This is a genomic window from Streptomyces sp. NPDC040718, assembly GCF_055593565.1.
On the sequence record NZ_JBVIXO010000015.1, the window covers coordinates 129,973 to 156,046 of the forward strand.

Below are 26,074 nucleotides of genomic sequence, written 5' to 3' on the forward strand. Positions count from 1 at the left end.
TGACAGCAGGGGCAGGGGGGCGGGCGGGGCGGTCGGGAGGGCGCTACCGGCGCCAGAGCGGGGCGACGTACTTCACGTACAGCCACTCGCCCAGCGGGAGTTCGCCGAGGTCGACCTGCGCCGCTCCGACGCGGTCGGCGGGGGCCTGTCCGACGGTCAGGGGGAGGCTGATGACGGGCATGCGGACCGGGGTGGCGGCCACGGGGAAGAAGGCCGACATGGGCGCGGTGCCCTCGGTGCGGGTGAGCGCGGCGACGCTCGCGGTGCCGGTCTGCTCGCGGGTCGTCAGGCCGGCGCGGTAGAGGCGGACCTCGGAGCCCGGGCGGACGGCGGACAGGTCGGCGGTGTCCGGCAGGACCAGTTCGACGCGGCCGCCGTCGTGGGCGACGTATCCGGCGGCGACGGTGTGCGGCGCCTTGACGAGGACCAGCGCGGCCCCCGCGGCCCCGGTGAGGAGCACGGCCGCGGCGATGACCCGCCACAGCGGGGCGCCGGCGGTGCGGCCCTCGGCGGTGAGGCGGGTGAAGCCGAGGACGAGGCGGTGGGCGAGGTAGCAGACGGCCGTCAGGACGGTGCCGGTGCCGACGGCGCCGAGCCGCTGGAGCAGGTCGGACCACAGGGTCAGGGCGCCGGCGATGACGTAGAGGGGGAAGGCCGTGCAGGCCAGTCCGAAGGCCACCGCCCAGCGCCGGCCGGCCAGTTCGCGTGCCTGGTCGCGGCCGCCGAAGAGGATCCCGGCGAGGAAGCGGCGGGCGTCGGTCATGGCCCGGTCGCGTAGGTGCGGGACGTCGAGGTGGCTCATCAGGGCGATGTAGCCGTCCAGCTTCACGAAGGGCAGCAGGTTGACGACGCCGCTGAAGTAGGTGGCGACGGCGAAGACGAGGACGGCGTCGCGGAGGTCCGAGGGGCCGAGGAACAGGGCGCTCAGGGCGGCCGTCCCGGCGATCACGGTCTGCGTGGCGATGCCGGCGAGGGCGACCCGGACGCGCTGCTCCTTGCGGGCGAGCCGCCAGCCGTCGGAGACGTCGCAGAAGAACGCGGGCGACATGTAGAAGAGCATGAAGCCCATCCGGCTGGGCCGGCCGCCGTAGTACGTGAGGACCGCGCCGTGGCCGACCTCGTGGACGGCGGTGGTGGCGAGGACGCCGGCCATCACGCCGAAGTAGGCGTGGAACGGGAGCGGCCGGCCGAGCGCGGCGTCGACCTCGGGGGCGAGCAGCGCGAGGGCGAGGACCCCGCCGAGGGCGAACAGGGCGGCGACGGCGGCCGAGGTGCGCCCGGCGAGGAGGCGGATCACCGGGGCGAGTCGGGCGAGGAGCCGCTCGGGGTGCAGCACCGTGAACTGGAGGGTCATCGGCGGGACGAAGCGGAACCAGGTGCTTCGGCGTTCGGCGGGCCTGCCGTCGTCGAGGACCTTGGTGTCGGCGAGCTTGTGCACGGCGGTGCCGACGTGCTGCGCGGTCCACGGCGGGCCGAGGACCTCGGCGAGGCCGGTGTGGTCGAGGGAGCCGTCCATGGCCCGGACCAGGCGCGCCATGTCGGGCTGGAGGCGGAAGTGCTGGTGGTCGCCGCGCTGGAGGACCCGGGGGGCGCCGCTCTCGACGGGCTCGTGGATCTCCACGTTCGCGGCGATGCGGGGGCGTTCCAGGAGCGCGGGGTCCCAGCCGTCCGCGGCGGTGGCGGCCGGCCCGGGGGCGGCCTTCCGGATGAGCGTCTTGGTGGACATGTCTGGATCAGCCTTGGATGACGTCGCGGGAGAGCAGCAGTCGGCGGGCGGCGGTCCCGGCGGCGGCGAGCCAGCCGGCGAGGACCAGGAGCGCGAGCGGTACGGAGAGCAGTTCGGGCTTGCCGTCGAGGTAGACGGAGCTCATCGCGATGGTCGGCAGGTAGGCGGCGGCCTCCGGGACGATCTCCTGGAGGCCCGGCTCGACGAGGAGGGTGAGCCCGATGACGGTGACGACGGTGGCGAGCTGGTTGCGGACGATCCAGCCGAGGAGCGCGCCCCAGGGGGCGGCGATCACGTTGACGGTGATGACGCCGAGGACGATCCGGGTGGTGTGGCCGGTCCAGTCGCCGTCGTAGCCGAAGCGGCCGGGGAGGGTGAACGCGCACAGCACGGCGAGGGCGGCGGCGAGGACGCCGTTGGCGAGTCCGGCGGCGGCGGCGACGAGGGCCTTGGCGGACAGCAGCCGCAGCCGGCCGCCGCTGAGCAGGACCGAGCGGGCGATGGCACCCGAGGTGTACTCGCGGGTGACGAGGATGCCGCCGAACACCGCGGACATCAGGAAGGTCATCATCCAGGCCTGGGCCATGTCGTCGGTGACGGCGGCGGCGGTGGACTTGCCGAGGGCGATGGCCTCGTCGCCCGTGGAGGCGTACCCGAAGCAGGTGAGGAGGGACATGAAGATCCCTGCGGTGGCGAGGATCAGCCAGGTGCGGCCGGTCCAGGCCTTCATCCACTCGCCGGCGAGGACGTTACGCATGGGTCAGCCTTTCGGTGCGCGCGGCGGTCCCCGCGTCCCCGTCCACCAGCGAGAAGAAGCGGTCTTCGAGGCGCTGGGCGCCGTCGGAGGTGAGCTCGGCGAGGGAGCCGGCGAAGCGCAGGGTGCGCTGGATGACGACGACGTCGTCGACGGTCTGCTCGACCTCGGCGAGGAGGTGGCTGGAGACCAGGACGGTGCGGCCTTCGGCGGCCAGGGCGCGCAGGGTGTCGCGCAGCCAGCGGATGCCGTCCGGGTCGAGGCCGTTGGCGGGCTCGTCCAGGACGAGGAGTTCGGGGTCGGCGAGCAGGGCGGTGGCGAGGGCCAGGCGCTGCTTCATGCCGGTGGAGTAGCCCTTGGCGGCGCGGTCGGCGCCGTCGGTGAGGCCGACGCGGTCGAGGACGTCGTCGACGCGGGCGTTGGAGACGCCGAGGGTGCGGGCCCAGATCCGCAGGTCGCGGCGGCCGGAGGCGCCGGGGGTGGGGCCGATGCCGTCCATGCAGACGCCGACGCGGCGGGCGGCGTGCGGGAGTTCGGTGTAGGGGTGGCCGAAGACGGTGGCGGTGCCGGAGGTGGGGCGGACCAGGCCGAGGAGCATGCGCAGGGAGGTGGACTTGCCGGCGCCGTTGCGGCCGAGCAGTCCGGTCACCCGGCCGGGGCGGACCTCGAAGGTCACGTCCTCGACGGCTGTGAAGGGGCCGAACTCCTTGGTGAGGCCCGAGGCGCGGACGACGCCGGCGGCGCTCATCGCTTGTCCGCGGCGACGTTGGCGCCGACCTTGGCGGCGCAGGCGACGAGACCGAGGCCGATGACCGTCATGGCGGCGACGAGCGCGGCTCCGGTCAGCTGCGCGTTGGCGACGGCCAGTGCCAGCGCGAGCAGCGCGGCGGTCGTCCCCAGCTGTCCGTTCGTCCCCTTGCGGGGGTTCTCCTTCGGCATGCCGGCTCCCTCTTCCTTCTGCTCTGTGCGTGTGGTGCGTGATCCGGTGCGGAGGCCGTGGCGGTGGCCTTCGCCACCGCCACGGGGCCAAGCCGCCCTGGTGGTCCGGGAGTCCGGTCCGGTCAGGTGGCGAGCGTGGCCTGCTGTGCCGGGGCGTGCCAGCCGGCGCTCACGCCCAGGCCTCCGCGGCCGGGGCGGCGATCCCCGCGAGGTGGAGGTCCAGTCCGGCGGTGATGCAGACGAAGAGTTCGGTGAGCTCGGCGTCGGTGTAGGTGAGGGCGGGGATGAGCTGGATCCCGTTCACCCCGGGGTGGACGATGGCGCCGGCGTCCCGGATGGCCTGGACGAGGGCGTGCACCTGGTCCTGCGGGAAGGGGGTGCCGTCCAGGTCGCACAGCCGGAGGGAGCGGAAGCAGCCGAGGCCGGTGGTGCCCGCCACCCGGGGGTGGGTGGCGATGAGCGCGGCGATTTCGGTGTCGAGGCGCTCCGACAGCCGCCGGCCGAGGGCGACCGCGTCGAGGCGGCGCATCTCGTCGAGGGTGGCGGTGATGGTGGCGCAGGTGACGGGGGTGCCGGCCTGGGTCTCGCCGTGGGTGAGCATGGCTCCGGCGTCGGTGAAGGCCTGCGCCACCTCCTGGGAGGCGATGACGACGGCGGCGGCGCTGGTGCCGTTGGTGAGTCCCTTGGAGGAGACCAGCAGGTCGGGCTGTTCGGCCCACTGCTGTGAGGCGAAGAGGCTGCCGGTGCGGCCGAAGCCGGTGGCGACCTCGTCGGCGACCAGCAGGAAGCCGTGCTCGCGGCGCAGCCGGAGCAGTTCGGCGAGGTACTCCTCGGTGAGGGGTATGGCGCCGCTGCCGAGGACCGGCTCGACGACGACGGCGGCGATCTGGGTGCCCTGGCGGGCCATGAGCGCGTTCAGCTCGGCGAGGTCGTTGGGGGCGACGTGGCGGACGTACCGCTGGTCGACGCCGTAGAGCTGCTGGCCGAGGTCGTCGCCGGTGAGGGCGAAGCTGCCGAAGGTGAGGCCGTGGTAGCCGCCGCGCAGGCCGACGACGACCTTGCGGCGCGGCTCGTCGCGCAGCGCGTGGTAGTGCCGGGCGACCTTCATGACGAGGTCGTTGGCGGCGCCGCCGGAGGTGGAGAACAGCACCCGGCCGTAGTGTTCGGGGCCGGCCGCTTCGACGAGGGCCTCGGCGGCCCGCCGCGCGTAGGAGTTCTCGTAGCGGAAGACGGAGAGGTACGAGGCCCTGCGCAGGGCGTCGGCGGCGGCGCGGGCGATCTTCTCGTTGCCGTAGCCGATGTTGGTGTTCCACAGGCCGCTGGAGCCGTCGAGGAGTTCGCGGCCGTCGGCGAAGCGGACCCATACGCCGTAGGCGGAGACCGCGCAGGTGTCGTCGCGGCCCTGGTCCTGCGGTGCGGTCAGGGACGGCCACAGCGGGTGGTGGGCGGGGGGTGTCGTGGTGTCGTTCACTGGGTCACCTCCGTTTCGAGCAGTACGTCGTGGTGCCGCTCGCCGACGGCGGGCAGCGGGTGCCGGGACAGGACGGAGAACCCGGCGGCGGCCAGTTCGGCCTCCAGGAGTTCGGCGGGCAGGACGCCGATGGTGGTGGTGCACACCTGCACGGGGCCTCCGTCGCCTCCGTCGCCTCCGTCGCCGAGGCCGGCGGGGAAGAGGGTGACGGTGCGGCTGCCGGAGTCCGGCGTCCAGTGTTCGAAGAGGCGGTACGCCCGGCCGCTGTCGGTCGTGATCTCCATGTCCACCTCGGCGGGGCCCTCACCGGTGGCGGCCATGTCGACCGTCGAGAGCAGGAACCGGCCGCCGGGCTCCAGGTGTTCGCGGACGGCCCGGTAGAGGCCGACGCGTCCTGCGGCGTCCAGCAGGGAGATCGTCGTGGTGCCCAGCACGATCGCGCCGAAGCGGCGGCCGAGGTCGAAGTCGCTCATGTCGGCCCGTACGGGCAGGCAGCGCTCGCGCAGTACGGCCGGGGCGAAGGCGAGCCGCTCGTCGAGCAACTCCAGCATGTACGGCGAGAGTTCGAGGGCTGTGACCTTGCGGCCCAGCGCCAGCAGGGGGAGCGTGAGGCGTCCGGAGCCGGCCGCCAGGTCGAGCACGTCGCCGGGGATGCGGCGGACCAGGGCGAGCAGCTCGCGCACCTCGTGGGTACCCGTGCCGGCGAGGTCGTGGTAGACGGAGGCGCCGACCGCGTCGTACAGGTCGCACAGCACGGCCCGCTCGCCGAGGGAGGCGAGGAGTTCGCCGGCGCGGCCGGGGACGTCGGCGGGGGTGGGGACGCGGTGGCCCGCTTCGGACATCGGATCGGCGGCCGTCGTCGTCATCGTCGTCGTCATCGTCGTCGTCATGGCGATCAGTACCCCGCCGCCACGAGTCCGTCGGCCCGCAGGGTGACGCCCGCGTCCTCGAAGTAGGCGGCGACCCGCTCCAGGCCCGCCCGGTCGGCGTAGCAGGCGCCCTCCTCCAGCGAACCGGTGACCAGCAGCACCTCGGCGAGGCCGGCGGCGACCGGATCGAGGCCGAAGACGCGCCCGCTGGCCGTGTCGTGGACGAAGGCCTCGTCACCCGACCACAGCAGCAGCGGCAGCAGCTCGTCCTCGTCGTCCGCGGCGTCGTCGGCCGGGACCGAGGCCGCGGCTGCGCTCAGCCGCCCGCCGAAACCGGAGACCCGTACGTCGGCCAGCCCGCGGGCCCGCAGGCCGCGCACGGCGCTGACCGCGGCGAGGTAGCGCCCCAGCCAGGGGCGGTCCGCGACCGGTCCGTCGTCGGCCACGGCGTCGGCGTCGAGGATCCAGCGGGTGTCGAGCTCCTCCAGGCTGACCTCGCCGAGGACGCCGAGCCGGGCGCCGCCCGGAGCGGTGGACAGCACGCCGTCCTGGTCCGCGTACAGGCGGCAGCGGGGGCCGTCGCCGGCCGGGCCGGCGCCGAGGGCGGGCAGGTCGGCGAGCTGGATGACGGGGTTGGTGAGGAAGTCGGGGAAGGTGCCCGTCTGCCGGGCCCGGTCGGCGTCGGCGAGGTAGGCGTCGAAGTCCATGTCGTCGGCGACGCGGATCAGCGTCGGGCCGACCACGGACATGTAGGCGCTGACGCCGTAGTTCTGGATCTGGAGGTAGAAGTCCGTGCCGAGGGAGCATTCCAGGCCGGGCTCGCTCAGCGAACCCTCGTAGCCGGCGACGACGGGACCGTCCGGAATTCCCGCGTCCGGGGTGTGGCCGGGGGCGAACACCACGGAGTTCGGGCCGACGAGGTCGGTGCCGAGCAGCGTGGAAAGGTGGTTCGGATTCTCCAGGACGACCGTCGCGGAGCCCGTCTCGGAGCCCGCCGCGAAAAGCTCCGCCCCCGGATTTCCGGTACCCCAGAGCATCAGATGCCGTTTGATTCTCGCCATGGCTCCCCCTTCAAGGAATGCGAAGCAATACGAAGCGATTCGAAGCGATTCGGTGGACTCGGTGGACGCGGCGGACGCGGTGGTGTATCGGACGCGTCGTACCGCTCCGGCCGGGGCCGGCTCGGGGCGTGCCGGACCGGGGCCCGGCCGCCCCGGCGCCGGACCCGAGCATTCCGGAATCAGGCCAGGGCGGAGAGAATCGTCCTGAGTTCTTCGGAGGCCGCCTGCGGGCCGCGGCAATTGGCCACACCGGTGACGTTCAGGACGACTTCGTCGACGCCCGTCTCCTCGTACTCCTTCAGCTGTGCGACGAGTTCCGCGATGTCGCCGCTGAGGAATCCGCGCCCTTCGACGAGGGCCCGCGCGTCCAGCTCCCGGTCCGTCCCGGTGATGCCGATCCCCGACTTGCGCAGCATGTCGACGTAGTGCGGGAGGCCCAGGTGCGCGGCGTTGCCGGCCAGCGCGATCTCGGCGGCCGTGCGGTCCTTCCCGGCGAGCGCCAGCGGCACCATCGCCGTCAGCCTGGGCACCGGCCGGCCGGCCCTCGCCGCGCCTTCGCGAAGCGCCGGCAGGACGGTGTCCCGCAGGTAGGCGGCCGGGGTCAGCCAGGTGATCGCCACGTCGGCGACCTCACCGGCGAGCCGGGCCATGGCGGGCCGCAGCACACCGAGCCCGATCTCCACCGGGGCGGAGGGGAACGGCGCGAGCTGCGCGTCGCAGGTGACGTAATCGCCCGCCATCCGTACGTGCTCGCCGGCCAGCAGGCCGCGCACGGCCGTCAGGTACTCGCGGGCCGCGGTCAGTGGACTGCGGTACGGGGCCCCGCGCAGGGCCTGCTGGAGGGAGGGCGCCCCGGGCCCGAAGCCGGCGGTCACCGGCTGCCCGGTGGCCAGGGCCAGCGAGCGGGCCTGGAGGGCGGCCTCGTAGGGGTGGCGCAGCGGCATCAGCGTCACGCCCAGCCCGGTCGGGACCCGGAAGCCGGCCCCCGCGGCGTGGACGAACCCGTGGTGGGGCTCGACCATCAGGGACTGTCCCTGCCAGAGCCGCCGGGCGTGGGTCCAGTGGACGAGGCCGGCGTAGGGGAGGATCTGTTCCGGCCTGGTCGGCAGGAACGGTATGAGTACCGAGTAGGCGGTCATGGTGCGGCTCCCCTTCTTCCTTCCTCGTTCTCCGGTCCGCGGCCGTGTGACCGTCCGGGCGTCCGGGCGTGCGGCTATGGGTTAAATCCAGTCGAACGTTTCACGCCGGTCGGCGCCGTGCTCCGCGGGGGCCTTTTCGGCCGCCCGGCCGGACGCGGTGAGCTGGTCCTGGGCCGACTGGTGAATGAAAGATCCGGAGAAGGTGAGTCCGGCTGCGATCGCGAATCCCGCGATGACCGAAGCGATTCGGGTGCGCCCGCCGAGCTGGTTCTTCTTCATCGTTTCCCCCTGTTTGGACCGCCGTTGTTCCGACATGGAGAAGACTGCCGTTCGCTGGACTGGTCTTCGAGCGTTTTTGGACGCAGCTTCCTGCGTCTCTCGGTGCAACAAGTTGCACCGATGAGGGAACCAAGGCCGGTGGGAGCGCTTCCGTTACCGATGGCCACTCGGTGCCCGCGTTCGTATGATCAGCCCACCGTGCTGACTACACGGGGCACCATCACAAGGGGGAAGCATGCGAGCCGGAAGCCTCATCCACCTGGGGATGTCAGCCGAGGACGAAGACCTGTACAGATGCCTGCTCCGCCTCACGGAGGGCACTCCCCCCGTGCTGGCCGAACACCTCGGGGTGCCGGTGCCCGAGGTGGAGGAGTGGCTCGTGCGGCTGGAGTCGATGGAGCTGACCTCCCTGGCCGACAACGGCAGTATCCGGCCAGCCCCGCCCGCGATCGCCGTGCAGCGGCTGATCGACCTGCGGCTCCGGGAACTCCGGGAGGAGCTGCGGCGGGTGGCGGCGGAGCAGCGGGTGGTGGAATCGCTTCTGGCGGAGCGGGACGCGGTACGCCCGGCCGCGCGCGGGGCGTCGGAGCGGCCGGCCATCGAGCGGGTGGAGGGGACGCCCAACGTCAGGGCGGTGATCGACGAACTGACCTTCTTCACCCGGGAGGAGGGGCTGACCACGCAGCCGCACGGAGCGCTGAGCCCGGCCAGCATCGAGGCGTCCCGGCCGCTGGACGCCCGGATCCTGCGGCGGGGCATCAAGATGCGCACGATCATGCGCCCGGCGGCGGTGGAGGACGCCCCGACGCTGGCCTACCTCCAGGAGATCTCCGTGATGGGGGCGGACATCCGGATCTCGGACAAGCCGCTGGAGCGGATGCTGGTGTTCGACCGGGCGGCGGCACTGACCCCGATCGACCCGCAGAACCCCCGCCTGGGGGCGCTGGTGATCCGCGAGACCGGGCTGGTGGCGAACCTGGTGTCGCTGTTCGAGCGGATGTGGTCGGACTCGGTGCCGCTGGCGGAGGCGGTCACGGCCCGGCAGGGCCCGGAGGGCGGGCTGAGCGAGATCGAGCGCAAGGTGCTGGCCACCATGTACCAGGCGGAGAAGGACGAGACCGGGGCCCGCGAGGTCGGCGTCTCGGTCCGCACGTACCGCAAGTACGTGGCGGACCTGATGCAGCGCCTGGGGGCGACGAACCGCTTCCAGGCGGCCCTGCTGGCCCGCGACCACGGCTGGATCTGAACACACCTATACCGGCGCGGGCCGGTCCCGTCCGCCGGCGGGGTCCCCGGCCGGCTCCTCGTCGCCGTCCTCGTCTCCGCCGTCGCAGTACGGGCACCACGGACGCAGGCGGTTGTGCGTCCGCGTCAGCCGGTTCACGGTCGCGGTGAAGGCGAGCCCGAGGCCGAGGAAGACGTTGGCCCGCTCCGCGGCGCCGTCCATCCCGAGCACGGCGTAGACGGGACCGGCGCCCAGGACCAGCAGCGCGAGGGACACGGCGGCGCCCAGGAAGAACCTCGGGCGCGTCTCGGTCCATGCGTGGAACGCCCGCAGCGCCCGGCGCGTCCCACCGGGTTCCCGGGCCGACTCCGCCGGGTTGAGCGGCATCACCCGCACGCACTCCGCACAGGGCGGCCCCCACCGGTGCCGGATCTGCATGACGGTCGGGACGAACATCAGGAACTGTCCGATCAGCGAGGCGGCCATGCCGGCCGGCGTCCCGGAGGTGACGAGGAGCGCGACGATCACGACGGCGGCGGCCACCCCTTCGACCACGCTCCCGTAGTGGCGGTGCCCCAGTCTCGAAGCGCGCCCGACCCAGTACGTCATGGAGCAACCACCTCACAGAACCCCCGCCGCCCCTGCGGCATACCCCTGATGGTATGTATACCTCCAGTGGGATACAAGGGTGTGTGGCGATCTTGATCCGTACCGACTCGGGACCTCTTAGCCTGGGCGCCATGACGGACGACGGCAGCAACAGCGGCGAGTTCCACGAGGTCCTGCACTCCCTGCGGGTGTGGGACGTCCCGCTCCCCGGCTTCGACCCGGCGGACGCGCCCGGCGAGCCGCTGGCGTTGTTCCGGGAGTGGTTCCTGCACGCCGCGCGGGCGGGGCAGCCGGAGCCGCACACGATGAGCCTGGCGACGGTGGACGCCGAGGGGCGGCCCGACGCGCGCGTGCTGATGCTGCACGACGCCGACGGGCGGGGCTGGCACTTCGCCTCGCACTCCACGAGCGCCAAGGGCCGCCAGCTGGCGGGCCGGGCGGACGCGGCGCTGGTCTTCTACTGGCCGGCGGTGGCTCGGCAGGTGCGGATCCGGGGCCGGGTCGTGGCGTGCGGGCCCGAGGAGAGCCGGGCGGACCTGGCGGTGCGCTCGCGCGGGGCGCTGGCGGCCGCCCTGACCGGCCGGCAGAGCGAGGTGCTGGGCTCCGCCGAGGAGCTGGCGCGGGCCTCGGCGGCGGCGTGGGAGCGGGCGGGGGCCGAGCCGGACGCGCCGGCACCGACCTGGACGAGGTACGTACTGGAGCCCGCCGAGGCGGAGTTCTTCCAGGGCGACGCCGCGCGCAGGCACGTCCGCCTGCGCTACCGCCTCGCGGACGGCGGCGCGGACGGCGGCGCGGACGGCTGGGTGCGGGAGCTGCTCTGGCCCTGAGCGGCGTACGCCGGGCCGCGGTCAGTCCGCGGCCGGGCGGAAGACCGCCACGCGGACGCCCTCCGCGGCCTCGCGGAAGGTGACGCGCAGGGGCATGCCGATGCGGAGGTCCCCGTACGGGCAGTCGACGACCTCGGTCATCATCCGGGGCTCCTCCGCGAGGTCGACGACGGCCGCCGCGTAGGGGACGCGGGTGCCGAAGGGCGGGAGGTCGTTGCGGTGGACGACGGACCAGGTGTAGAGGGTGGCGCGGCCGCTCGCCTCCTCCCAGGTGACGCGGTCCTCGCCGGCCCAGCAGGAGGGGCAGAACTCGCGCGGGTAGTGGTGGGCGCGCCCGCAGTCGGCACAGCGGCGCAGCAGGAGGCGGCCCTCTGCGGCGGCGTCCCAGTAGGGGCGGGTGAACTCGTCCGTCTCGGGCAGGTCGTACCGTGCGGCGCTCACAGGAACAGTCCGATCGTCGCGTCGAGGGACCAGGTCTGCCAGGTCATCGCGCCGAGCGCGACGAGGGAGACGAGGGCCATCATCGAGTTCTGGCCCTGCTCGGCCCAGTCGTGGATCATCAGGACCAGGTAGAGCAGGTTCAGCAGCAGGCCGCCGACCAGGGCGACCGGGGTGAGGAAGCCGAGTACGAGGCCCAGCCCGAGGGCGAGTTCGGCGTAGACGACGACGTACGCCATCAGCCGCGGCCGGGGCTGGACGACCTTCTCGAAGCCGCCCTTGACGAAGCCCCAGCGGTGTTTGCCGGCGACGTCGGCGGCCCAGGCGATGCCGGTGCCGCGTTCGAACCAGCCCTTCTTGTCCTTGTGCCGCCAACTCTCCAGCCACCACAGGCCGAGGCCTATCCGCAGCACGGCGAGCCATTCGGCGCCGGTGAGCCAGATGGTCTGCACGGTTCGCCCCTCCACCCTCGATCTGACGGTACGTCAGTTCAGCGGATCGGCGGCGATCCCGCAAGGGGCCGGGAGTCAGGGGATGGAGAACAGGCGCCCGTAGCCCGTGACCCCGTCCACCGGCTCGCCCGCCGCGCGCAGGGCGGCCCACAGCAGCACCTGGTTCGCGGTCAGCACCGGCCGCTCCAGCTCCGCCTCCAGGGCCTGGATCACCCCCGCCGCCCGGAAGCCGTTGCCGCCGACGACCACCGCCTGCGCCGCGTCGGGGACCTGCTCCAGCACCCAGCCGTACAGGGCCTCCGGCCGGATCAGCGCCTGCCCGCTGGGCAGCCCGCACGGGGCCGCGTACGGGACCTCGAACCCGGCCTCCTCGTAGTAGCCCCGCCCCAGGTCGCTCAGGGTCGCGTCGAACCACGGCGGATCCACCAGCGCGAGCCGCGAGATCCCCAGCGCGCGCAGCGCCTCGACGGCGGCGGCGCAGGTGGCGACCACGGGCAGGCCGCCGACGCGCCCGCCCAGCCGCTCCAGCATGTACGCCTCCCCGCGCGCGCCGATCACGTACGCGGAGCTGGTGAAGGCGTAGGCGATCGCCGCCACGGGGGCGGCGGCCAGCAGCTCGGCCGCGTCGTCCACGTGCGGCGGCTCGGCGAAGGCCCGGACGGGGGCGAGCGGCACGGTCAGCCCCATCGCACCGCCGGGGCCCATCGCGGCGAACGGCACCCGGGCGGCGTGCAGGCCCACGTCCGCCGGGGCCATGGCGCGCAGCTCCGACTCGGGGCCGACGTCGGCATGGGGGGTGAGGACTCCGAGGCGGACGCGCACGTCCCACCCGTCGGGCTGCCACATCGCGCACGCACTCCTCTCCAAGGCCGGACACCGAGGCCGGATGTCCCACTTTGACACCATCCGTGCCGCCCGGGCGGCGGGCCGCGCCGGGCCCGGGCACGCCCGTGATCGATCCGCAATCGATTCCCTCCTCGTCCGAGACCCATCAACGCCGGGTGTCGATACGCTCACTGGCCATGCCCGAGCCCGACCTGACCTCCACCGAGCCCCGCCCCGTGTACGTGATCGGCGCGGGCCCCGGGGGCCTCGCCGTGGCCGCCGCACTGCGCGCCCGCGGGGTGCGCGCGGTGGTCGTCGAGCGGACCGGCGCGGTCGGATCCTCGTGGCGCGGCCACTACGAGCGGCTGCGGCTGCACACCACCCGGCGGCTGTCGGGCCTGCCCGGGCTGGCGATCCCGCGCCGCTTCGGGCGCTGGGTCGCGCGGGCCGACGTGGTCCGGTACCTGGAGAAGTACGCCGAGTTCCACGAGCTGGAGCTGGTGACCGGGGTGGAGGTGACCCGGATCGAGCGCGCCGCCGACGGGGAGGGCTGGACCCTGCACGCCTCGGGCGGGCGGCTGCTCGCGGCCCGCGCGGTGGTCGTCGCGACGGGCTACAACCACACCCCGGCACTGCCCGACTGGCCGGGCCGCGAGGCGTACACCGGGCGGCTGCTGCACGCCCGCGACTACCGGAACCCGGCCCCGTACGCCGGGCAGGACGTGCTCGTCGTCGGCGTCGGCAACACCGGCGCGGAGATAGCGGCGGACCTCGCCGAGGGCGGCGCCGCGCGGGTGCGGCTCGCCGTGCGCACCGTCCCGCACATCGTGCGCCGCTCCACCCTGGGCTGGCCGGCGCAGCGCACGGGGATCCTGGTGCGCAGGCTGCCCGTGCGGTTCGTGGACCGGCTGGGGGCGCTCGCCGCCAGGGCCGTCCCGGACCTGTCGGCGCACGGCCTGCCGCGCCCGGCCTCGGGCCTGTACAGCAGGGTCCTGGAGGGGGCGGTGCCGGTGCAGGACGTCGGGCTGATCAGGGCCGTGCGCGGGGGCCGGGTGGAGCCGGTGGCCGCCGTGGCCGGCTTCGACGGCGACGAGGTGGTCCTGGCCGACGGTACGCGGATCACCCCGGACGCGGTGGTGGCGGCGACGGGCTACCGGCGCGGGCTGGAGGGGCTGGTGGGCCACTTGGACGTACTGGACGAGCGCGGCCGCCCCATCGCGCACGGCGCCCGCGCGCCCCGCAACGCCCCGGGGCTGTACTTCACCGGGTACACGAACCCGATCAGCGGCATGCTCCGCGAGCTGTCCATGGACGCCGTGCGCATAGCCAAGGCCCTGTCCTGAAGCGTCCCGCCTTCCGGAGGGCCGAAATCCCCTCTGTACCGGAGCGGACACCTCTGCCACCGTTCAAGCACACCACCTCCACCACCTTTCCTGCGCATCCCTGTTCCTGACGGCGCGTCAGTTCAGTAATCTGACTACGCGTCAGCTATGGACTCATCGAGCAGGGCGGGCGAAGCGATGCTTGGATCTACTCACGGCACCCTCACCACCGACTTCCGCGCACGCGTCGAGGCCTGCGGGGAGACCCCCAGGACGGCCGTCCACTCCACGGCGACACCCGAGGACGCGGACGCGCTGGACGTCAGCGGACGGCCCCTGCACTCCGACGTGCCAGACCTGGACCGGTTCTTCCGGCCCGAGTCCGTGGCGGTCATCGGCGCCTCCGACGCCGAGGGCAGGCCCAACACCGGCATCACCCGGCAGCTCATCGCCTGGGCCGAACGCGTCGGCGCCCGCGTCCACCCCGTGCACCCGACCCGCACCACCGTCTTCGGCCTGCCCTGCCACGCCTCCGTGGCCGAGCTGCCCGAACAGGTCGACCTCGCGGTGCTCCTCGTCGCCGACCCGATCCCGGTGATCGAGGAACTGGCCGACACCAAGGTCAAGTTCGCCGTCGCCTTCGCCTCCGGCTTCGCCGAGACCGGCGACGCGGGCGCCGCCGCCCAGGCCCGCCTGGCCGCCGCCGTACGCCGCTCCGGGCTGCGCCTGCTCGGCCCGAACACCAACCTCAACGCCTTCGAGGAGTTCCGCGACGACCTCGACGGCCCCGCCATCGCCCTCATCACCCAGTCCGGACACCAGGGCCGGCCCGTCTACACCCTCCAGGAGCTCGGCATCCGCCTCTCCCACTGGGCGCCGACCGGCAACGAGGCCGACCTGGAGACCTCCGACTTCATCTCCTACTTCGCCGAGCGGCCCGAGGTCGGTGCCATCGCCTGCTACGTCGAAGGCCTCAAGGACGGGCGCTCCTTCCTGCTCGCCGCCGACCGCGCCGCCCGCAACGGGGTCCCCGTCGTCGCCGTCAAGGTCGGCCGCACCGAGACCGGCGCCCGCATGGCCGCCTCCCACACCGGCAAGCTCACCGGGGCCGACACCGTCGTCGACGCCGCCATGCGGCAGTTCGGGGTCATCCGGGTCGACGGGCTGGACGAACTCCAGGACACCGCAGCCCTCCTGGCCCGGGCCCGGCCGCCGCGGGCCGACGGGGTCGTCGTGTACTCCATCTCCGGCGGCACCGGCGCCCACTTCTCCGACCTGGCCACCGAGGCGGGCCTCACCCTGCCGACCCTCTCGGACTCCAAACAGGCCGAGCTCCACCAGTGGATCCCCTCCTACCTCAACGTCGCCAACCCGGTCGACAACGGCGGCCACCCGGTGGGCGACTGGCGCGGCCGCAAGATCATCGACGCGATCCTCGCCGACCCCTCGGTCGGCGTCCTGATCTGCCCGATCACCGGCCCCTTCCCCCCGATGAGCGACAAGCTCGCGCAGGACCTCGCCGCCGCCGCCGAAGCCACCGACAAGCTGGTCTGCGTCATCTGGGGATCCCCCGTCGGCACCGAGGAGGCCTACCGCACCACCCTGCTCGGCTCCTCCCGCGTCGCCACCTTCCGCACCTTCGGCAACTGCATCACCGCCGTCCGCGCCTACCTCCAACACCACCGCTTCACGGCCTCCTACCGCTCCCCCTTCGCCGAAGCCCCCCGCACCCCGTCCCCCTCCCACCGCAAGGCCCAGGCCCTGATGCGGCCCGGGCAGCAGCTCAGCGAACACGCCGCCAAGCAGCTGCTGCGCGCCTACGGCATCCGGGTCCCGCGCGAACAGCTGGTGACCAGCGCGGCGGCCGCGGTCCGCGCGGCGGGCCTGGTCGGATACCCGGTGGTGATGAAGGCCTCGGGCCCGCAGCTGGCCCACAAGACGGAACTCGGCCTGGTCAAGGTCGGCCTCACCTCGGCCAGCCAGATCCGCGACGCGTACCGCGAGCTGACGGACATAGCCCGCTACGAGAACGTCCCGCTGGACGGGATCCTGGTCTGCCAGATGATCGAACGCGGCGTCGAGATGGTCGTCGGCGTCACCCAGGACCCCCTCTTCGGCCCCACCGTCACCGTCGGCCTCGGCGGCGTCCTCGTCGAGGTCCTGCACGACGCGGCCGTCCGCGTACCCCCCTTCGGGGAGGACCAGGCCCGCACGATGCTCCGCGAACTGCGCGGGCACGCACTGCTGGAAGGCGTACGGGGCGCACCCCCGGCGGACGTGGACGCCCTGGTGGAGGTCGTCCTGCGGGTCCAGCGGATGGCGCTGGAACTGGGCGACGACCTCTCCGAACTGGACATCAACCCCCTGATGGTCCTCCCCCGCGGCCAGGGCGCGGTGGCGCTGGACGCCCTCGCCGTATGTCTGTGACCTTCCTGACGGGCCGCTCGCGCGCCTCGGCCGCAGGCGGCCTCCGCGGCTTCGCGCCGCTGCGCGGACTCCGTCCGTCGGGCGTGGGGCGGGGGCCGGCGGGTCGTCCGCGGGTGTGCGGTGCCGCTGCGCGGGGCGAGGTCCCCTACCCGCCCTTCCACCGTTACCCGGGCCTCCGCCCCGGACCCCTGGGGGCCCCGCCCCCAGCTACCGCTGGGAGGTGCCCCCAGCGCCTCGATCGCCGGCGGGGCTGGAGATGGCCGGCCGGGGCCGGAGTGCGCGCAGCGCACTTCCAGCCCCGCCGGCGATTGAGGCGCGGGCGCGGTAGCGCCGTGCGGTGAGCCGCACCGGCACGGAGCGCCCGATCCCCCCAAGCCGCGCCGGCGGCTGAGGCCTGGGGCCCCCGGACGGAGCCTGGGGGGAGGTTGAAGGGCGGGGAGGGGCAGGCCCCGCGCAGCGGCGCACCCCCGCAGGCAGCGAACGACCGACGCCCGGCCAGGGCAAAGGCACCCACCCCCGAACAGGAGCACGCACCCGTGGACGAGATCCTGCACCGCACCGACGCCGGCGTCAGCTGGATCACCCTCAACCGGCCCGACGCCATGAACGCCCTCACGTGGGAGCAGCGCGAGCGCGTCATCGCGCTGCTCGACGCCGCCTCCGGCGACCCCGGCATCCGGGCCGTCGTCGTCACCGCCACCGGCAAGGGGTTCTGCGCCGGCGCCGACCTCCGCGGCGGCGGGCCCGCCGCCGGCGAACGCGTCGCCGGGGACGTGGCCCGCATGATCCGACTCGGCGCCCAGCGCCTGATCACCGCGGTCCTCGACTGCGAGAAGCCCGTCATCGCCGCCGTCAACGGCACCGCCGCCGGCATCGGCGCGCACCTCGCCCTCGCCTGCGACCTCGTCATCGCCGCCGACACCGCCCGCTTCATCGAGGTGTTCGTCCGCCGCGGCCTCGTCCCCGACGGCGCCGGCGCCTACCTCCTGCCCCGCCTGCTCGGCCCGCAGAAGGCCAAGGAGCTGATGTTCTTCGGCGACGCCGTCCCCGCCGCGGAGGCCGCCCGGCTCGGCCTGGTCAACAGGGTGGTCCCCGCCGACGGGCTGGAGGCCGCCGCCCGGGAGTGGGCGGAGCGGCTCGCGCAGGGCCCCACCCGTGCCCTCGCGCTCACGAAGCAGCTGGTCAACGCCTCCCTCGACAGCGACCGCGCCACCGCGCTGGCCGCCGAGGCCACCGCCCAGGAGCTCAACATGACCACCGCCGACGCGAACGAGGGCGTGGCGAGCTTCGTGGAGCGCCGCACCCCGAAGTACCTGGGCCGCTGACCCCTGCCCCGAGCTCTGCCCCGAACGGCTGAAATCGATCACCCATGAGGCAGCAGTGATCAACTGACCGGACCACCCGCACCACATTCGTGTGAATAGCTGACCGCATGGGCCCTACCTGGCGAGCGAAATCCCGGCTGCCGCGCGCACTGTCCGCGCTGTCCGCGCTGTGCGCGGCGACCGCTTCCGTGTTCCTGTCCGCGACGCCCGCCCAGGCAGCCGCACCCGCCCCGGAGGAACCCGCCGACCTGGCCGTGACCGCCGCCGTACGCCCGCGGCAGAGCACCCGCGCCGGCGAGACGTACGACTACCTCGTGTCGGTGACCAACCACGGCCCCTCCACCGCCCGGCGGGTCACCGTCACCGACCGCCTCCCCGCCGCCCTGGAGTTCCTCACCTCCCGCGACGGCTGCACGGCGGCCGGCCGCACCGTCACCTGCGGCCCCCTCCCCGCCCTCGCCGTCGGCGCCTCCCACACCTGGGTGATCACGGTGCGGCTCGCGCCCGGCTACCGCGGCGAGGGCGACGACATCGTCAACGAGGCCGTCGTCGAGGCCGGCACCACCGACCCCCACCCCGCGAACAACTCGACCTCGCTGACCGGCCTCGTCCTCCCTCCCAGCGCGCGCCTGGCGGACCTCTCCCTCACCAAGACGGCCGTACTCGCCGTGGGCCGCAGGGACGTACGGCCGGGCGAGAAGTTCACGTACCTGATCGCGGTGCACAACGCGGGCCCGGCCACCGCCCGCCAGGTCCTGGTCACCGACCGGCTCCCGGACTCCCTCACCCTGCTGTCCTCCCCGGACGACTGCGCGTCCGCCCCCGGCGAGGAGCCCCTCGTCCGGTGTCCCGCGGTCGACCGGCTCCCGGCCGGTGCCACGGCGGAGTTCCGCATCACCGTGCGCGCCACCACCCGGGAGGAGGACCGGGCCAACCCGCCCGCCGGCCGCTGCACCCCGCTCGAGAACATCGCCCGCGTCACCTCCGCCGTGCGCGATCCGGACCCGTCCGACAACGCCAACACCCCGGGCACGACCGGGCCCGGCGGCGGCCCCCTCTGCCTGGTGCGCGACACCCCGCCGGACCACCACGACGACCACGGCCCCGTCCACCACGACGACCACCACGACGAGGACCCCGGCAGGCCGGCGCCCGCACCCGCGCCCGACCACCGCCCCCACACGGAACGCCCCGCCCCCGGCGAGCTCGCCGACTGCGGCACGCGCCTGCCGCGCTGGCTCGCCTGGGCCCCCGCCGCCCTCCTCGCCTGCGGCGCCGCACTCCGCGTCACCGCACGCCGCCGGTGAGGGCCGCCCGGTGGCGGGCGGCCGCCGCCGCCCTGCTGTGCGCGGCCGCCCTCACGGCAGCCGCCCCCGCCGAAGCACCGCCGCGCCCCCGCGCGGCCCTGGCCTTCCCCGTGAACGAGCCCTTCGACAGCTCCACCAACCTGGGCACGACCAGCGGCAACGCGTCCTACCCCGCCGGCGGCGGCTGGCTGCGGCTGACGCCCGCGAGCAACAGCCAGGCCGGCACCTGGAAGATGAAGGACACCTTCTCCACCACCCTCGGCATCGTCGCCGAGTTCCGCTACGCCACCTACGGCGGCACCGCCTTCGAGGGCAAGCGCGGCGACGGCCTCTCCTTCTACCTCACCGACGGCTCCGCCGCCGACGGCACCGGCCCCTCCGGCGGCAGCCTCGGCTACGCCTGCTCGGGCGCGGCCAACCGCTGCGTGACCTCGGGCGTGCCGGGCGCCTACCTCGGCATCGGCCTGGACGAGTTCGGCAACTTCTCCTCCGGCTCCGTCGGCAACGGCGGTCCGGGCGCCCAGCCCAACAAGATCGTGGTGCGCGGCGGCGGCAGCGGTACGACCGGCTACCGCTACGCCACCGCCGCCGACGGGCCCGGCTCCACGGTCGAGACGGGCAGCCGGGCCAGGGAGCGCAGGGTCCGCGTGTCGCTGCTGCCCAGTGCTACCAAGATGCTGCTGTCGGTGTGGTCGGACAGCGGCCCGGACACCGCCCTCACCCAGCTGATCACCGACTACGACGTCACCGCCATCGCCAATCAGCCGGCCCTGCCCCCCACCCTCAAGGTGGGCTTCTCGGCGGGCACGGGCGGCGCGACGAACATCCACGAGATCGACGACCTGGCGATCAACGTGCCCGCCGACCTGAAGGTGGTGAAGTCGACCGCCCAGTCGACGGTGCCGGCCGGCGCCCCGGTGACGTACACGGTCACCGTCTCCAACAGCCAGGCCAACGACGTGACGGGCGCCGTCGTACGCGACACCGTGCCCGGCCTCACCGACGTGGCCTGGACCTGCGAGGCGGGCACCGGCGGCACCTGCGGCACGGCCTCCGGCAGCGGCAGCACCCTCGACACGAAGGCCGACCTCAAGCGCGGCGGCTCCGTCACCTACACGGTCACCGGCAACGCCCCCGCCCAGCCGACCGTCCTCGACAACACGGCGACGGTGACGGCCCCGGCCGACCGTACGGACACCAACCCGGCGGACAACACCTCCACCGCCTCCCGCGTCACCGTGACGGCCCACGCCGACCTGGCCGCCGAGAAGGAGGGGATCGGGGCCGGCCCGGTGGCCCCGGGCGAGGAGTTCGAGTACCGGATCACGGCACGGAACCTGGGGCCCTCGCACACGCAGACGGTGCTGATGTCCGACACCCTGCCCGACCCGCTGCGGTTCGTGTCCTCGGCCGGCGGCTGCACGGCCACCGGCCAGCGGCTGTCCTGCCCGCCCCGGGGGCCGGTCAACGCCGGTACGAGCGCCGGGTGGACGGTACGGGTCCGGCTTGACCCGGCGTACACGGGCGACGGCTCCGACCTCGGCAACGTGGCGTCCGTCCGCCAGGGCCTCCCCGACCTCCGGCCGGAGAACAACACCAGCGCGGCGGCCGGGCCCCCGGGCGGGCTCGCCCCGGCGCGGGCCGACCTGTCGCTCGCCAAGTCGGCGCAGGACCGTACGCCGGTAGCGCCCGGGGAGACCTTCACGTACACGGTGACCGTGCGCAACGCGGGCCCGTCGGTGGCCCGCCGGGTACGGGTCACCGACCCGCTGCCGACGGGCCTGCGGTTCGTCTCCGGAGGTGACGGCTGCACCGCCTCCGGCCAGGACGTGACCTGCGGGACGGAGGCGGCCGTGGAGCCGGGCGGCAGCCGCTCGTGGACGTTCACGGTGCGGGTCGACCCGGCCTTCGCGGGCGACGGCACGGCCCTGCGCAACACCGCGACCGCCGTCTCGGACACCGCCGACCCGAACCCCGGCGACAACAGCGGCTCGGCGGGCACCCCGGGCGGCCGGGTCGGCCCGCCGACCGCCGACATCGAGCTGTCCAAGGGCGTACGCGCGGGCTGACCCCGCCGCCCGCCCCGGTGCGCTCCCCCGATCTCCCGTACAGCGCTCTGTACGGTCTCTCACGCACGAAACGGAACGATGCGCGATGACGACGACCCCAGGCCGGCGGTCGGTGGCGCGGGCCCTGGCCCCGCTGCTCTGCGCGGCCGCACTGTGGGCCGCGCCGGCCCCCGCGACCGCACAGCCCGCGACGGCACGGGCCACGACGGCACGGCCCGCCCCGGTCGAGGTGACCTCCCGCCGGACTCCGGCCAAGGCCCCCGGTGACCTCATCACCTACACCCTCACCGCGAGGAACAAGGGCCCGTCGGCCGCCCGGAACGTGACGGCCACCGACCGGCTGCCCGACGGGATCACCTTCGTCGACTCCTCCGACGGCTGCACGGCCGTCGGCCAGACCGTCACCTGCGGGCCCGAACCGCAGCTGGCGGCCCTGCAGAGCCGCAGCTGGAGCTTCCACGCCCGGCTGAGCGCCTCGTACCAGGGCAACGGCTCCGACCTCGGCAACAGCGCCTCCGGGAAGTCGGACGCCACCGACCCGGACCCGGGCAACAACAAGCCCGACCCGGTGCTGCCGCCCGGGCCGTTCGACCCCGTCTCGGACCTGGCCACCGTCAAGACGCCGCTGGGGGCGGGGCCGACGGTGCCGGGCCAGGAGTTCGAGTACGAGATCCGCACGTCCAACAAGGGCCCCTCGGACGCGCGCAACGTGACGGTGACGGACGCCCTGCCCGACGGGCTGACGTTCGTCTCCTCCGCCGACCCGTGCTCGGCGTCCGGCCGGACGGTCACCTGCGGCCCACTGGCCCGGATGATCCCCGGCGGGGACGTGGTGTGGACGTTCAAGGTGAAGCTGGACCCGGCGTACTCCTCCGACGGCGAGGACCTGCGCAACACGGCCACCTCCACCTCGGCGTCGAAGGACCCCGAGCCCGCCGACAACACCTCGCAGCCGGTACTGCCGCCGGGCGGGGTGACCGAGCCGCAGGCCGACGTGTGGACGACGAAGCGCACCGCGAACGACACGGTGATCGCACCCGGCCAGACCTTCGAGTACGTGGTGACGGCGAACAACGACGGCCCGTCGCGCGCGGTGAACACCACGGTCACCGACAGGTTGCCGTCCCAGCTCGCCTTCGTGTCCTCGCCCGACGGCTGCCGCGCCGCGGACGGCACGGTCTCCTGCGGCCCGCTGGCCGTGCTGGAGCCCGGGGCGTCCCGGACGTGGCGGTTCACGGTCCGGCTGGACAGCAACTACACCGGTGACGGCTCCGACGTCCGCAACACGGCCACCGCCACCGCGCGGACCGAGGACCCCAAGCCGGAGAACAACACGAGCAGCCCCGCCGGCCTGCCCGGCAGCCGCGTCAACAAGCCGACCGCCGACCTCGGGGTGCGCAAGGAGGCCGTCGGCACCACGCCGCCGGCGCCGGGCGAGACCTTCGACTACCGGATCCGGGTCGGCAACTACGGGCCGTCGGCGGACGCGTTCAACGTGAAGCTCACCGACAACCTGCCCGAGGGCCTGTCGTACGTGGCCTCCACACCGTCCGGGTGCACCGCCGCCGGGCGCCTGGTGTCGTGCAGGCGGACCGCTCCGCTGAAGGTCGGCGAGACCGTCGAGTACCTGCTGACGGTGAAGATCGACCCCGCGTACAAGGGCACGGGCTCCGACCTGAAGAACACCGCCGAGGTGACGGCCGACAACATCGACCCGGCGTCGGAGAACGACAAGGGCACCGCGACCGTCCCCGGCGGTCACGTGGCGGAGGCCTCGGCCGACCTGGCCATCGTGAAGCGGGCGGTGCAGACCGCCGCCATCGCCCCCGGCGAGACCTTCGACTACGCCCTGACGGTCACCAACAACGGCCCCTCGCAGGCCGACCAGGTCACCGTCACCGACACCCTGCCGACGGCGCTGAGCTTCGTCTCGGGTGACGCGACCTGCACCTCCGGCCGGACCGTCACCTGCGGCCCGCTGGCCCACCTGGCCCCGGGCGCCTCGATGACCTGGGTCGTCAAGGTGAAGCTGGACCCGGAGTACACCGGCAACGGCTCGGACATCCGCAACACGGCGGCGGTGGACTCCCTGACCGCCGACCCGCGTCCGGCCAACAACACCAGCGCGGCGGCCGGCCCGCCCGCGGGCACCGTGAAGGAGCCGACGGCGGACCTGGAGGTGGGCAAGACGACTCCGTGACCCGGCCCGGCCGGCGGGGCGCGCGCCCCGCCGGCCGGACCCCCGGCCGTACTACGCGCGGGGGCTGGGCTTCAGCAGCGCGAACACCGCCCCGGCCGGGTCGGAGGCCCAGGCGATCCGGCCGACGTCGGGCACGTCCGCGGCCGGCATCAGCACCGCGCCGCCGTTCCCCTCGACCGCCGTGACGGTGGCGTCGACGTCCGCCACGTGGAAGTACGGCACCCAGCGCGGCACCATCGTCGAGGCGCCGCCCGCGCCCTCGCCCTGCGGGGCCACCCCGCCGAAGGACCCCTCCTCCTGGTCCCCTTCGCCGATGCTCAGCACCCGGTACGTCATCCCCGGCGCGTCCATCTCGATGTACCGCCAGCCGAACACCCCGGAGTAGAAGCGGATCGCGGCGACCGGGTCCGGTACGTGGAGCTCCGCCCACACCAGGGTGTTGACGTCGGAGGCGGCCTCCAGCCCGCCGGTCTTGCCGGGCTGCCAGGAGGCGAACTGCGCGCCCTGCGGGTCGGTGAAATGCGCGAGCCAGCCCTCGCCCATGACGTCCATGGGCTCCGTCCGCACGGTCCCGCCCCCGGCGCGGACGGCCTCGGCGGTGGCCCGCATGTCGGCGCTCTGGAAGTACACCATCCAGGCGGACTGCGCGCCCTTCTCGGTGAGCGGGCCGAGCGCGGCCACGGTCTTCCCGCCGATCTTGAAGAACCCGTAGCCGCCCGCCTCGGGTCCGGCGGAGGCGAACTCCCAGCCGAAGACCGACCCGTAGAAGGCGGCGGCCGCTTCGGTGTCGGGGCTGCCGAGGTCGAGCCAATTGGGCGATCCGGTACGGAAGGCGGTGCCGAGCATGGGGTCCTCCAGCGGGTGGGGCGACACGGTCGCTGGCCACCATGCCCACCCCTCGCGCACGGGACGGCGCACGGCCGCCCGGGCCCGGGCGGATTCACCCGCTCGGGGGAGGCGGGGCAGGCCCTCAGGCGCCGAGCACGAGCCCGGCCCCGAAGAGCAGCAGCACCGGCAGGAGGACCACGGTCACGGCGGCACCGTGCGCGAGCATCTGCGCCGGGCCCGTGTCCCGTGCCCGCGCGTACAGCGCCCCCGCCACCGGCAGCACCGCCAGCCCGGCCACCCACGCCCAGGTCGCCCCGAAGGGCAGCCCGCGCCGCCACCCCTCGGCCGCGTAGAGCGCCGCGAGGGCCGCGCCCAGCAGGACGGCCGGTCCGGCGGCGGGCAGGCCGGTGCGCCGGCCGAGGGCCCGGGCCGCAGCAGTCACGGGCAGCGCGAACAGCACGGTGTGGAGCAGCCCCAGCAGCGGGAACAGCAGGGGGGCCACACAGAACAGGACCATGATCCCGAAAGCTCCGCCGCTGGTGCCGTAGTCCCCCGCCCGGGCGGAGAAGAGCACGGAGACCACCAGCAGCAGCAGCGGCTGCCCGGCCGCCAGGGCCACGGCCCCGGGCAGCTCCCGGTTCCACACGCTCGCCGGCTCGCGGACCTGCGGCCCACGCCCCCGCATACGTACCGCGTACGCCATCGCGCCCCACCCACCCCACTTGAACGCGTTCAATACGCTCGCACCCTACACCCCGCCCCGGGCTCCGCCCCCGCACCCCTTCCAATCTGACGCACCGTCAGCTTCAATCGGGAAGGTGATGGGACACGCAGGGATGGCGGCCACCGTCGTCCGATACCTCAGGTCAGCCGGCTCCCCCACCTCCGCCGGACACGTCGACGCTCTGCCCCGCCCCGACCTCCGGGCCGTCGGCGAGGACGAGCGCGCGCCCGTCAGCCCCGCCGAATTCCGGGCCGTACTGGGCAACTTCGCGAGCGGGGTCACGGTCATCACCGCCCCGCCCGCCGAAGGCGAGGAGGACCCCGCCGGCTTCGCCTGCCAGTCCTTCGCCTCGCTCTCCCTGGACCCGCCCCTGGTCACCTTCATGGTGGCCCGCACGTCGACCACCTGGCCGCGGATCGCCCGCGCCGGGGTGTTCTGCGTCAACATCCTCGGCGCCGAACAGGGCGAGCTGTGCCGCGCCTTCGCGGTCAGCGGCGCCGACAAGTTCGCCGGGATCCCGCACCGGCCGGCCCCCGCCACCGGATCCCCGCAGCTGGACGACGTACCGGCCTGGATCGACTGCCGCATCCACGCCGTCCACACCGGCGGCGACCACCTCATCGTGGTCGGCCGGGTCGAGGCCATGGGCGCCGCCGGCGAGGGCGACCCGCTCCTCTTCCACAAGGGCCGCTTCGCCCGCCTGGCCGACTGACTCCCCCTCCCCGACCGGCGGTTGTCCTGCGGTCGACGTCAGGGCGGGGGCCATGGGGAACACGGACGGGCCGGGGCGCACCCGGTGGACCGGCACCACGGGGTGGCTGATGGTGGGGAGCGCCGCGGCAGCGGTCCTCTGCACCCTCGCCGGAGTGGGCCCATACCCGCCGCCCACGGTGGAGACCTGCCTCGCCGGCGCCTCCGCCCTCTTCGCCGCGCGCTGGGTGGCGGCCTCCCTCCACGCCCGCCGCGTCCCGCCGAAGGTCGACCTGCGCAAGCGCCCGCCGGGACGGCCGCGCGGGCGGCTGCTGCGCATCGTGCTCGCCTTCGGGATCCCCGTCGCCACCTTCGCCGCCCTCGTCGTGTGCTTCGTCGACCCCGGCGACACGGGCAGGGGCGCCGAGCGGCTGGAGCGGGCCGACCACGGCCGCCACGAGGCCCGGACCGTCCGGCTGACCGGCGAACCGGCTTGAGGTGCCGGTGGCGGGCGCCACCCGCCCCTGCGCCCTCCTCGCCCTGCCCGCGCCCGCGCTGGCGCTGACCT

At 74.2% G+C, this 26,074-nt stretch carries 25 protein-coding genes; 10 read left to right on the forward strand and 15 right to left on the reverse strand.

Going from position 1 to position 26,074, the window contains the following annotated elements; genetic code table 11:
- Positions 1–43 precede the first annotated feature (43 nt).
- The 9 genes from mpaP to ACZ597_RS29625 form a co-directional block, all read right to left on the reverse strand.
- Positions 44–1,726, reverse strand: a complete 1,683-nt coding sequence (gene mpaP, locus ACZ597_RS29585) for a daptide biosynthesis intramembrane metalloprotease (RefSeq protein WP_471336374.1) — start codon at positions 1,724–1,726, stop codon at positions 44–46.
- Between the two features lie 7 nt (positions 1,727–1,733).
- Positions 1,734–2,483 (reverse strand): ABC transporter permease, encoded by a 750-nt coding sequence (locus ACZ597_RS29590; RefSeq protein ID WP_471336377.1) that lies wholly within the window; start codon positions 2,481–2,483, stop codon positions 1,734–1,736.
- On the reverse strand, positions 2,476–3,228 hold the full coding sequence (locus tag ACZ597_RS29595) for an ABC transporter ATP-binding protein (protein ID WP_471336380.1): 753 nt from the start codon (positions 3,226–3,228) through the stop codon (positions 2,476–2,478). The genes ACZ597_RS29590 and ACZ597_RS29595 overlap by 8 nt, the downstream gene beginning before the upstream one ends.
- Positions 3,225–3,419 (reverse strand): hypothetical protein, encoded by a 195-nt coding sequence (locus tag ACZ597_RS29600; RefSeq protein ID WP_471336383.1) that lies wholly within the window; start codon positions 3,417–3,419, stop codon positions 3,225–3,227. Before ACZ597_RS29600 ends, ACZ597_RS29595 begins: the two co-directional genes overlap by 4 nt.
- Before the next feature lie 169 nt (positions 3,420–3,588).
- Positions 3,589–4,890, reverse strand: coding sequence for a daptide-type RiPP biosynthesis aminotransferase (mpaD, locus tag ACZ597_RS29605; protein WP_471336386.1), 1,302 nt, complete (start codon positions 4,888–4,890; stop codon positions 3,589–3,591).
- Positions 4,887–5,780, reverse strand: coding sequence for a daptide-type RiPP biosynthesis methyltransferase (mpaM, locus tag ACZ597_RS29610; protein ID WP_471336389.1), 894 nt, complete (start codon positions 5,778–5,780; stop codon positions 4,887–4,889). The genes mpaD and mpaM overlap by 4 nt, the downstream gene beginning before the upstream one ends.
- 5 nt (positions 5,781–5,785) lie before the next feature.
- The gene (gene mpaB, locus ACZ597_RS29615; RefSeq protein WP_471336392.1) at positions 5,786–6,820 is read right to left on the reverse strand and encodes a daptide biosynthesis RiPP recognition protein; all 1,035 of its coding nucleotides are present in this window, start codon (positions 6,818–6,820) and stop codon (positions 5,786–5,788) included.
- 179 nt (positions 6,821–6,999) lie between these two features.
- Positions 7,000–7,959 carry an LLM class flavin-dependent oxidoreductase gene (locus ACZ597_RS29620; protein ID WP_471336395.1) on the reverse strand — a complete coding sequence of 320 codons (960 nt, stop codon included), beginning with the start codon at positions 7,957–7,959 and terminating at the stop codon, positions 7,000–7,002.
- 81 nt (positions 7,960–8,040) lie between these two features.
- Positions 8,041–8,238: a hypothetical protein gene (locus tag ACZ597_RS29625; RefSeq protein WP_471336398.1), complete on the reverse strand. Its 198-nt coding sequence runs from the start codon at positions 8,236–8,238 to the stop codon at positions 8,041–8,043.
- A gap of 235 nt (positions 8,239–8,473) precedes the next feature.
- Between ACZ597_RS29625 and ACZ597_RS29630 the strand changes: the two genes are divergently transcribed.
- The gene (locus ACZ597_RS29630; protein ID WP_471336401.1) at positions 8,474–9,484 is read left to right on the forward strand and encodes a LuxR C-terminal-related transcriptional regulator; all 1,011 of its coding nucleotides are present in this window, start codon (positions 8,474–8,476) and stop codon (positions 9,482–9,484) included.
- A gap of 6 nt (positions 9,485–9,490) precedes the next feature.
- Here ACZ597_RS29630 and ACZ597_RS29635 read toward each other — a convergent pair whose 3' ends face one another.
- Positions 9,491–10,072: a hypothetical protein gene (locus ACZ597_RS29635; protein ID WP_471336404.1), complete on the reverse strand. Its 582-nt coding sequence runs from the start codon at positions 10,070–10,072 to the stop codon at positions 9,491–9,493.
- Between the two features lie 131 nt (positions 10,073–10,203).
- Here ACZ597_RS29635 and ACZ597_RS29640 point away from each other — a divergent pair, with 131 nt between their 5' ends.
- A complete protein-coding gene (locus ACZ597_RS29640; protein WP_471336407.1) occupies positions 10,204–10,899 on the forward strand; it encodes a pyridoxine/pyridoxamine 5'-phosphate oxidase in 696 nt (231 codons plus the stop codon).
- Between the two features lie 21 nt (positions 10,900–10,920).
- On the opposite strand, the gene ACZ597_RS29645 is transcribed toward ACZ597_RS29640, so the two are convergent.
- From ACZ597_RS29645 to ACZ597_RS29655, 3 genes are all read right to left on the reverse strand, one after another.
- Entirely contained in the window at positions 10,921–11,340 is a 420-nt protein-coding gene (locus ACZ597_RS29645; protein ID WP_471336410.1) for a Zn-ribbon domain-containing OB-fold protein, read from the reverse strand.
- Entirely contained in the window at positions 11,337–11,789 is a 453-nt protein-coding gene (locus ACZ597_RS29650; RefSeq protein ID WP_471336413.1) for a DoxX family membrane protein, read from the reverse strand. The genes ACZ597_RS29645 and ACZ597_RS29650 overlap by 4 nt, the downstream gene beginning before the upstream one ends.
- Before the next feature lie 75 nt (positions 11,790–11,864).
- Positions 11,865–12,635, reverse strand: coding sequence for a maleate cis-trans isomerase family protein (locus tag ACZ597_RS29655; RefSeq protein ID WP_471336416.1), 771 nt, complete (start codon positions 12,633–12,635; stop codon positions 11,865–11,867).
- 176 nt (positions 12,636–12,811) lie between these two features.
- On the opposite strand from ACZ597_RS29655, the gene ACZ597_RS29660 reads away from it, so the two are divergent.
- The 6 genes from ACZ597_RS29660 (at position 12,812) to ACZ597_RS29685 (ending at position 23,264) form a co-directional block, all read left to right on the forward strand.
- Entirely contained in the window at positions 12,812–13,957 is a 1,146-nt protein-coding gene (locus ACZ597_RS29660; protein WP_471336419.1) for a flavin-containing monooxygenase, read from the forward strand.
- A gap of 177 nt (positions 13,958–14,134) precedes the next feature.
- Positions 14,135–16,363 carry an acetate--CoA ligase family protein gene (locus ACZ597_RS29665; RefSeq protein ID WP_471336424.1) on the forward strand — a complete coding sequence of 743 codons (2,229 nt, stop codon included), beginning with the start codon at positions 14,135–14,137 and terminating at the stop codon, positions 16,361–16,363.
- A 602-nt stretch (positions 16,364–16,965) separates the two neighbouring features.
- Positions 16,966–17,688, forward strand: a complete 723-nt coding sequence (locus tag ACZ597_RS29670) for an enoyl-CoA hydratase/isomerase family protein (RefSeq protein WP_471336480.1) — start codon at positions 16,966–16,968, stop codon at positions 17,686–17,688.
- 107 nt (positions 17,689–17,795) lie between these two features.
- Complete coding sequence (locus ACZ597_RS29675; protein WP_471336427.1) at positions 17,796–18,995, forward strand: DUF11 domain-containing protein; 1,200 nt, start codon at positions 17,796–17,798, stop codon at positions 18,993–18,995.
- Positions 18,992–21,064: a hypothetical protein gene (locus ACZ597_RS29680; protein WP_471336430.1), complete on the forward strand. Its 2,073-nt coding sequence runs from the start codon at positions 18,992–18,994 to the stop codon at positions 21,062–21,064. The genes ACZ597_RS29675 and ACZ597_RS29680 overlap by 4 nt, the downstream gene beginning before the upstream one ends.
- Positions 21,065–21,149: 85 nt before the next feature.
- Positions 21,150–23,264 (forward strand): DUF7507 domain-containing protein, encoded by a 2,115-nt coding sequence (locus ACZ597_RS29685; protein WP_471336433.1) that lies wholly within the window; start codon positions 21,150–21,152, stop codon positions 23,262–23,264.
- A gap of 51 nt (positions 23,265–23,315) precedes the next feature.
- On the opposite strand, the gene ACZ597_RS29690 is transcribed toward ACZ597_RS29685, so the two are convergent.
- Both ACZ597_RS29690 and ACZ597_RS29695 read right to left on the reverse strand, forming a co-directional pair.
- The gene (locus tag ACZ597_RS29690; protein ID WP_471336482.1) at positions 23,316–24,110 is read right to left on the reverse strand and encodes a VOC family protein; all 795 of its coding nucleotides are present in this window, start codon (positions 24,108–24,110) and stop codon (positions 23,316–23,318) included.
- A 124-nt stretch (positions 24,111–24,234) separates the two neighbouring features.
- A complete protein-coding gene (locus ACZ597_RS29695) occupies positions 24,235–24,777 on the reverse strand; it encodes a hypothetical protein (protein WP_471336436.1) in 543 nt (180 codons plus the stop codon).
- Between the two features lie 151 nt (positions 24,778–24,928).
- Between ACZ597_RS29695 and ACZ597_RS29700 the strand changes: the two genes are divergently transcribed.
- Together ACZ597_RS29700 and ACZ597_RS29705 are read left to right on the forward strand one after the other, a co-directional pair.
- Positions 24,929–25,528, forward strand: a complete 600-nt coding sequence (locus ACZ597_RS29700) for a flavin reductase family protein (RefSeq protein ID WP_471336485.1) — start codon at positions 24,929–24,931, stop codon at positions 25,526–25,528.
- A 52-nt stretch (positions 25,529–25,580) separates the two neighbouring features.
- A complete protein-coding gene (locus ACZ597_RS29705; protein ID WP_471336439.1) occupies positions 25,581–26,003 on the forward strand; it encodes a hypothetical protein in 423 nt (140 codons plus the stop codon).
- Positions 26,004–26,074: the final 71 nt, after the last annotated feature.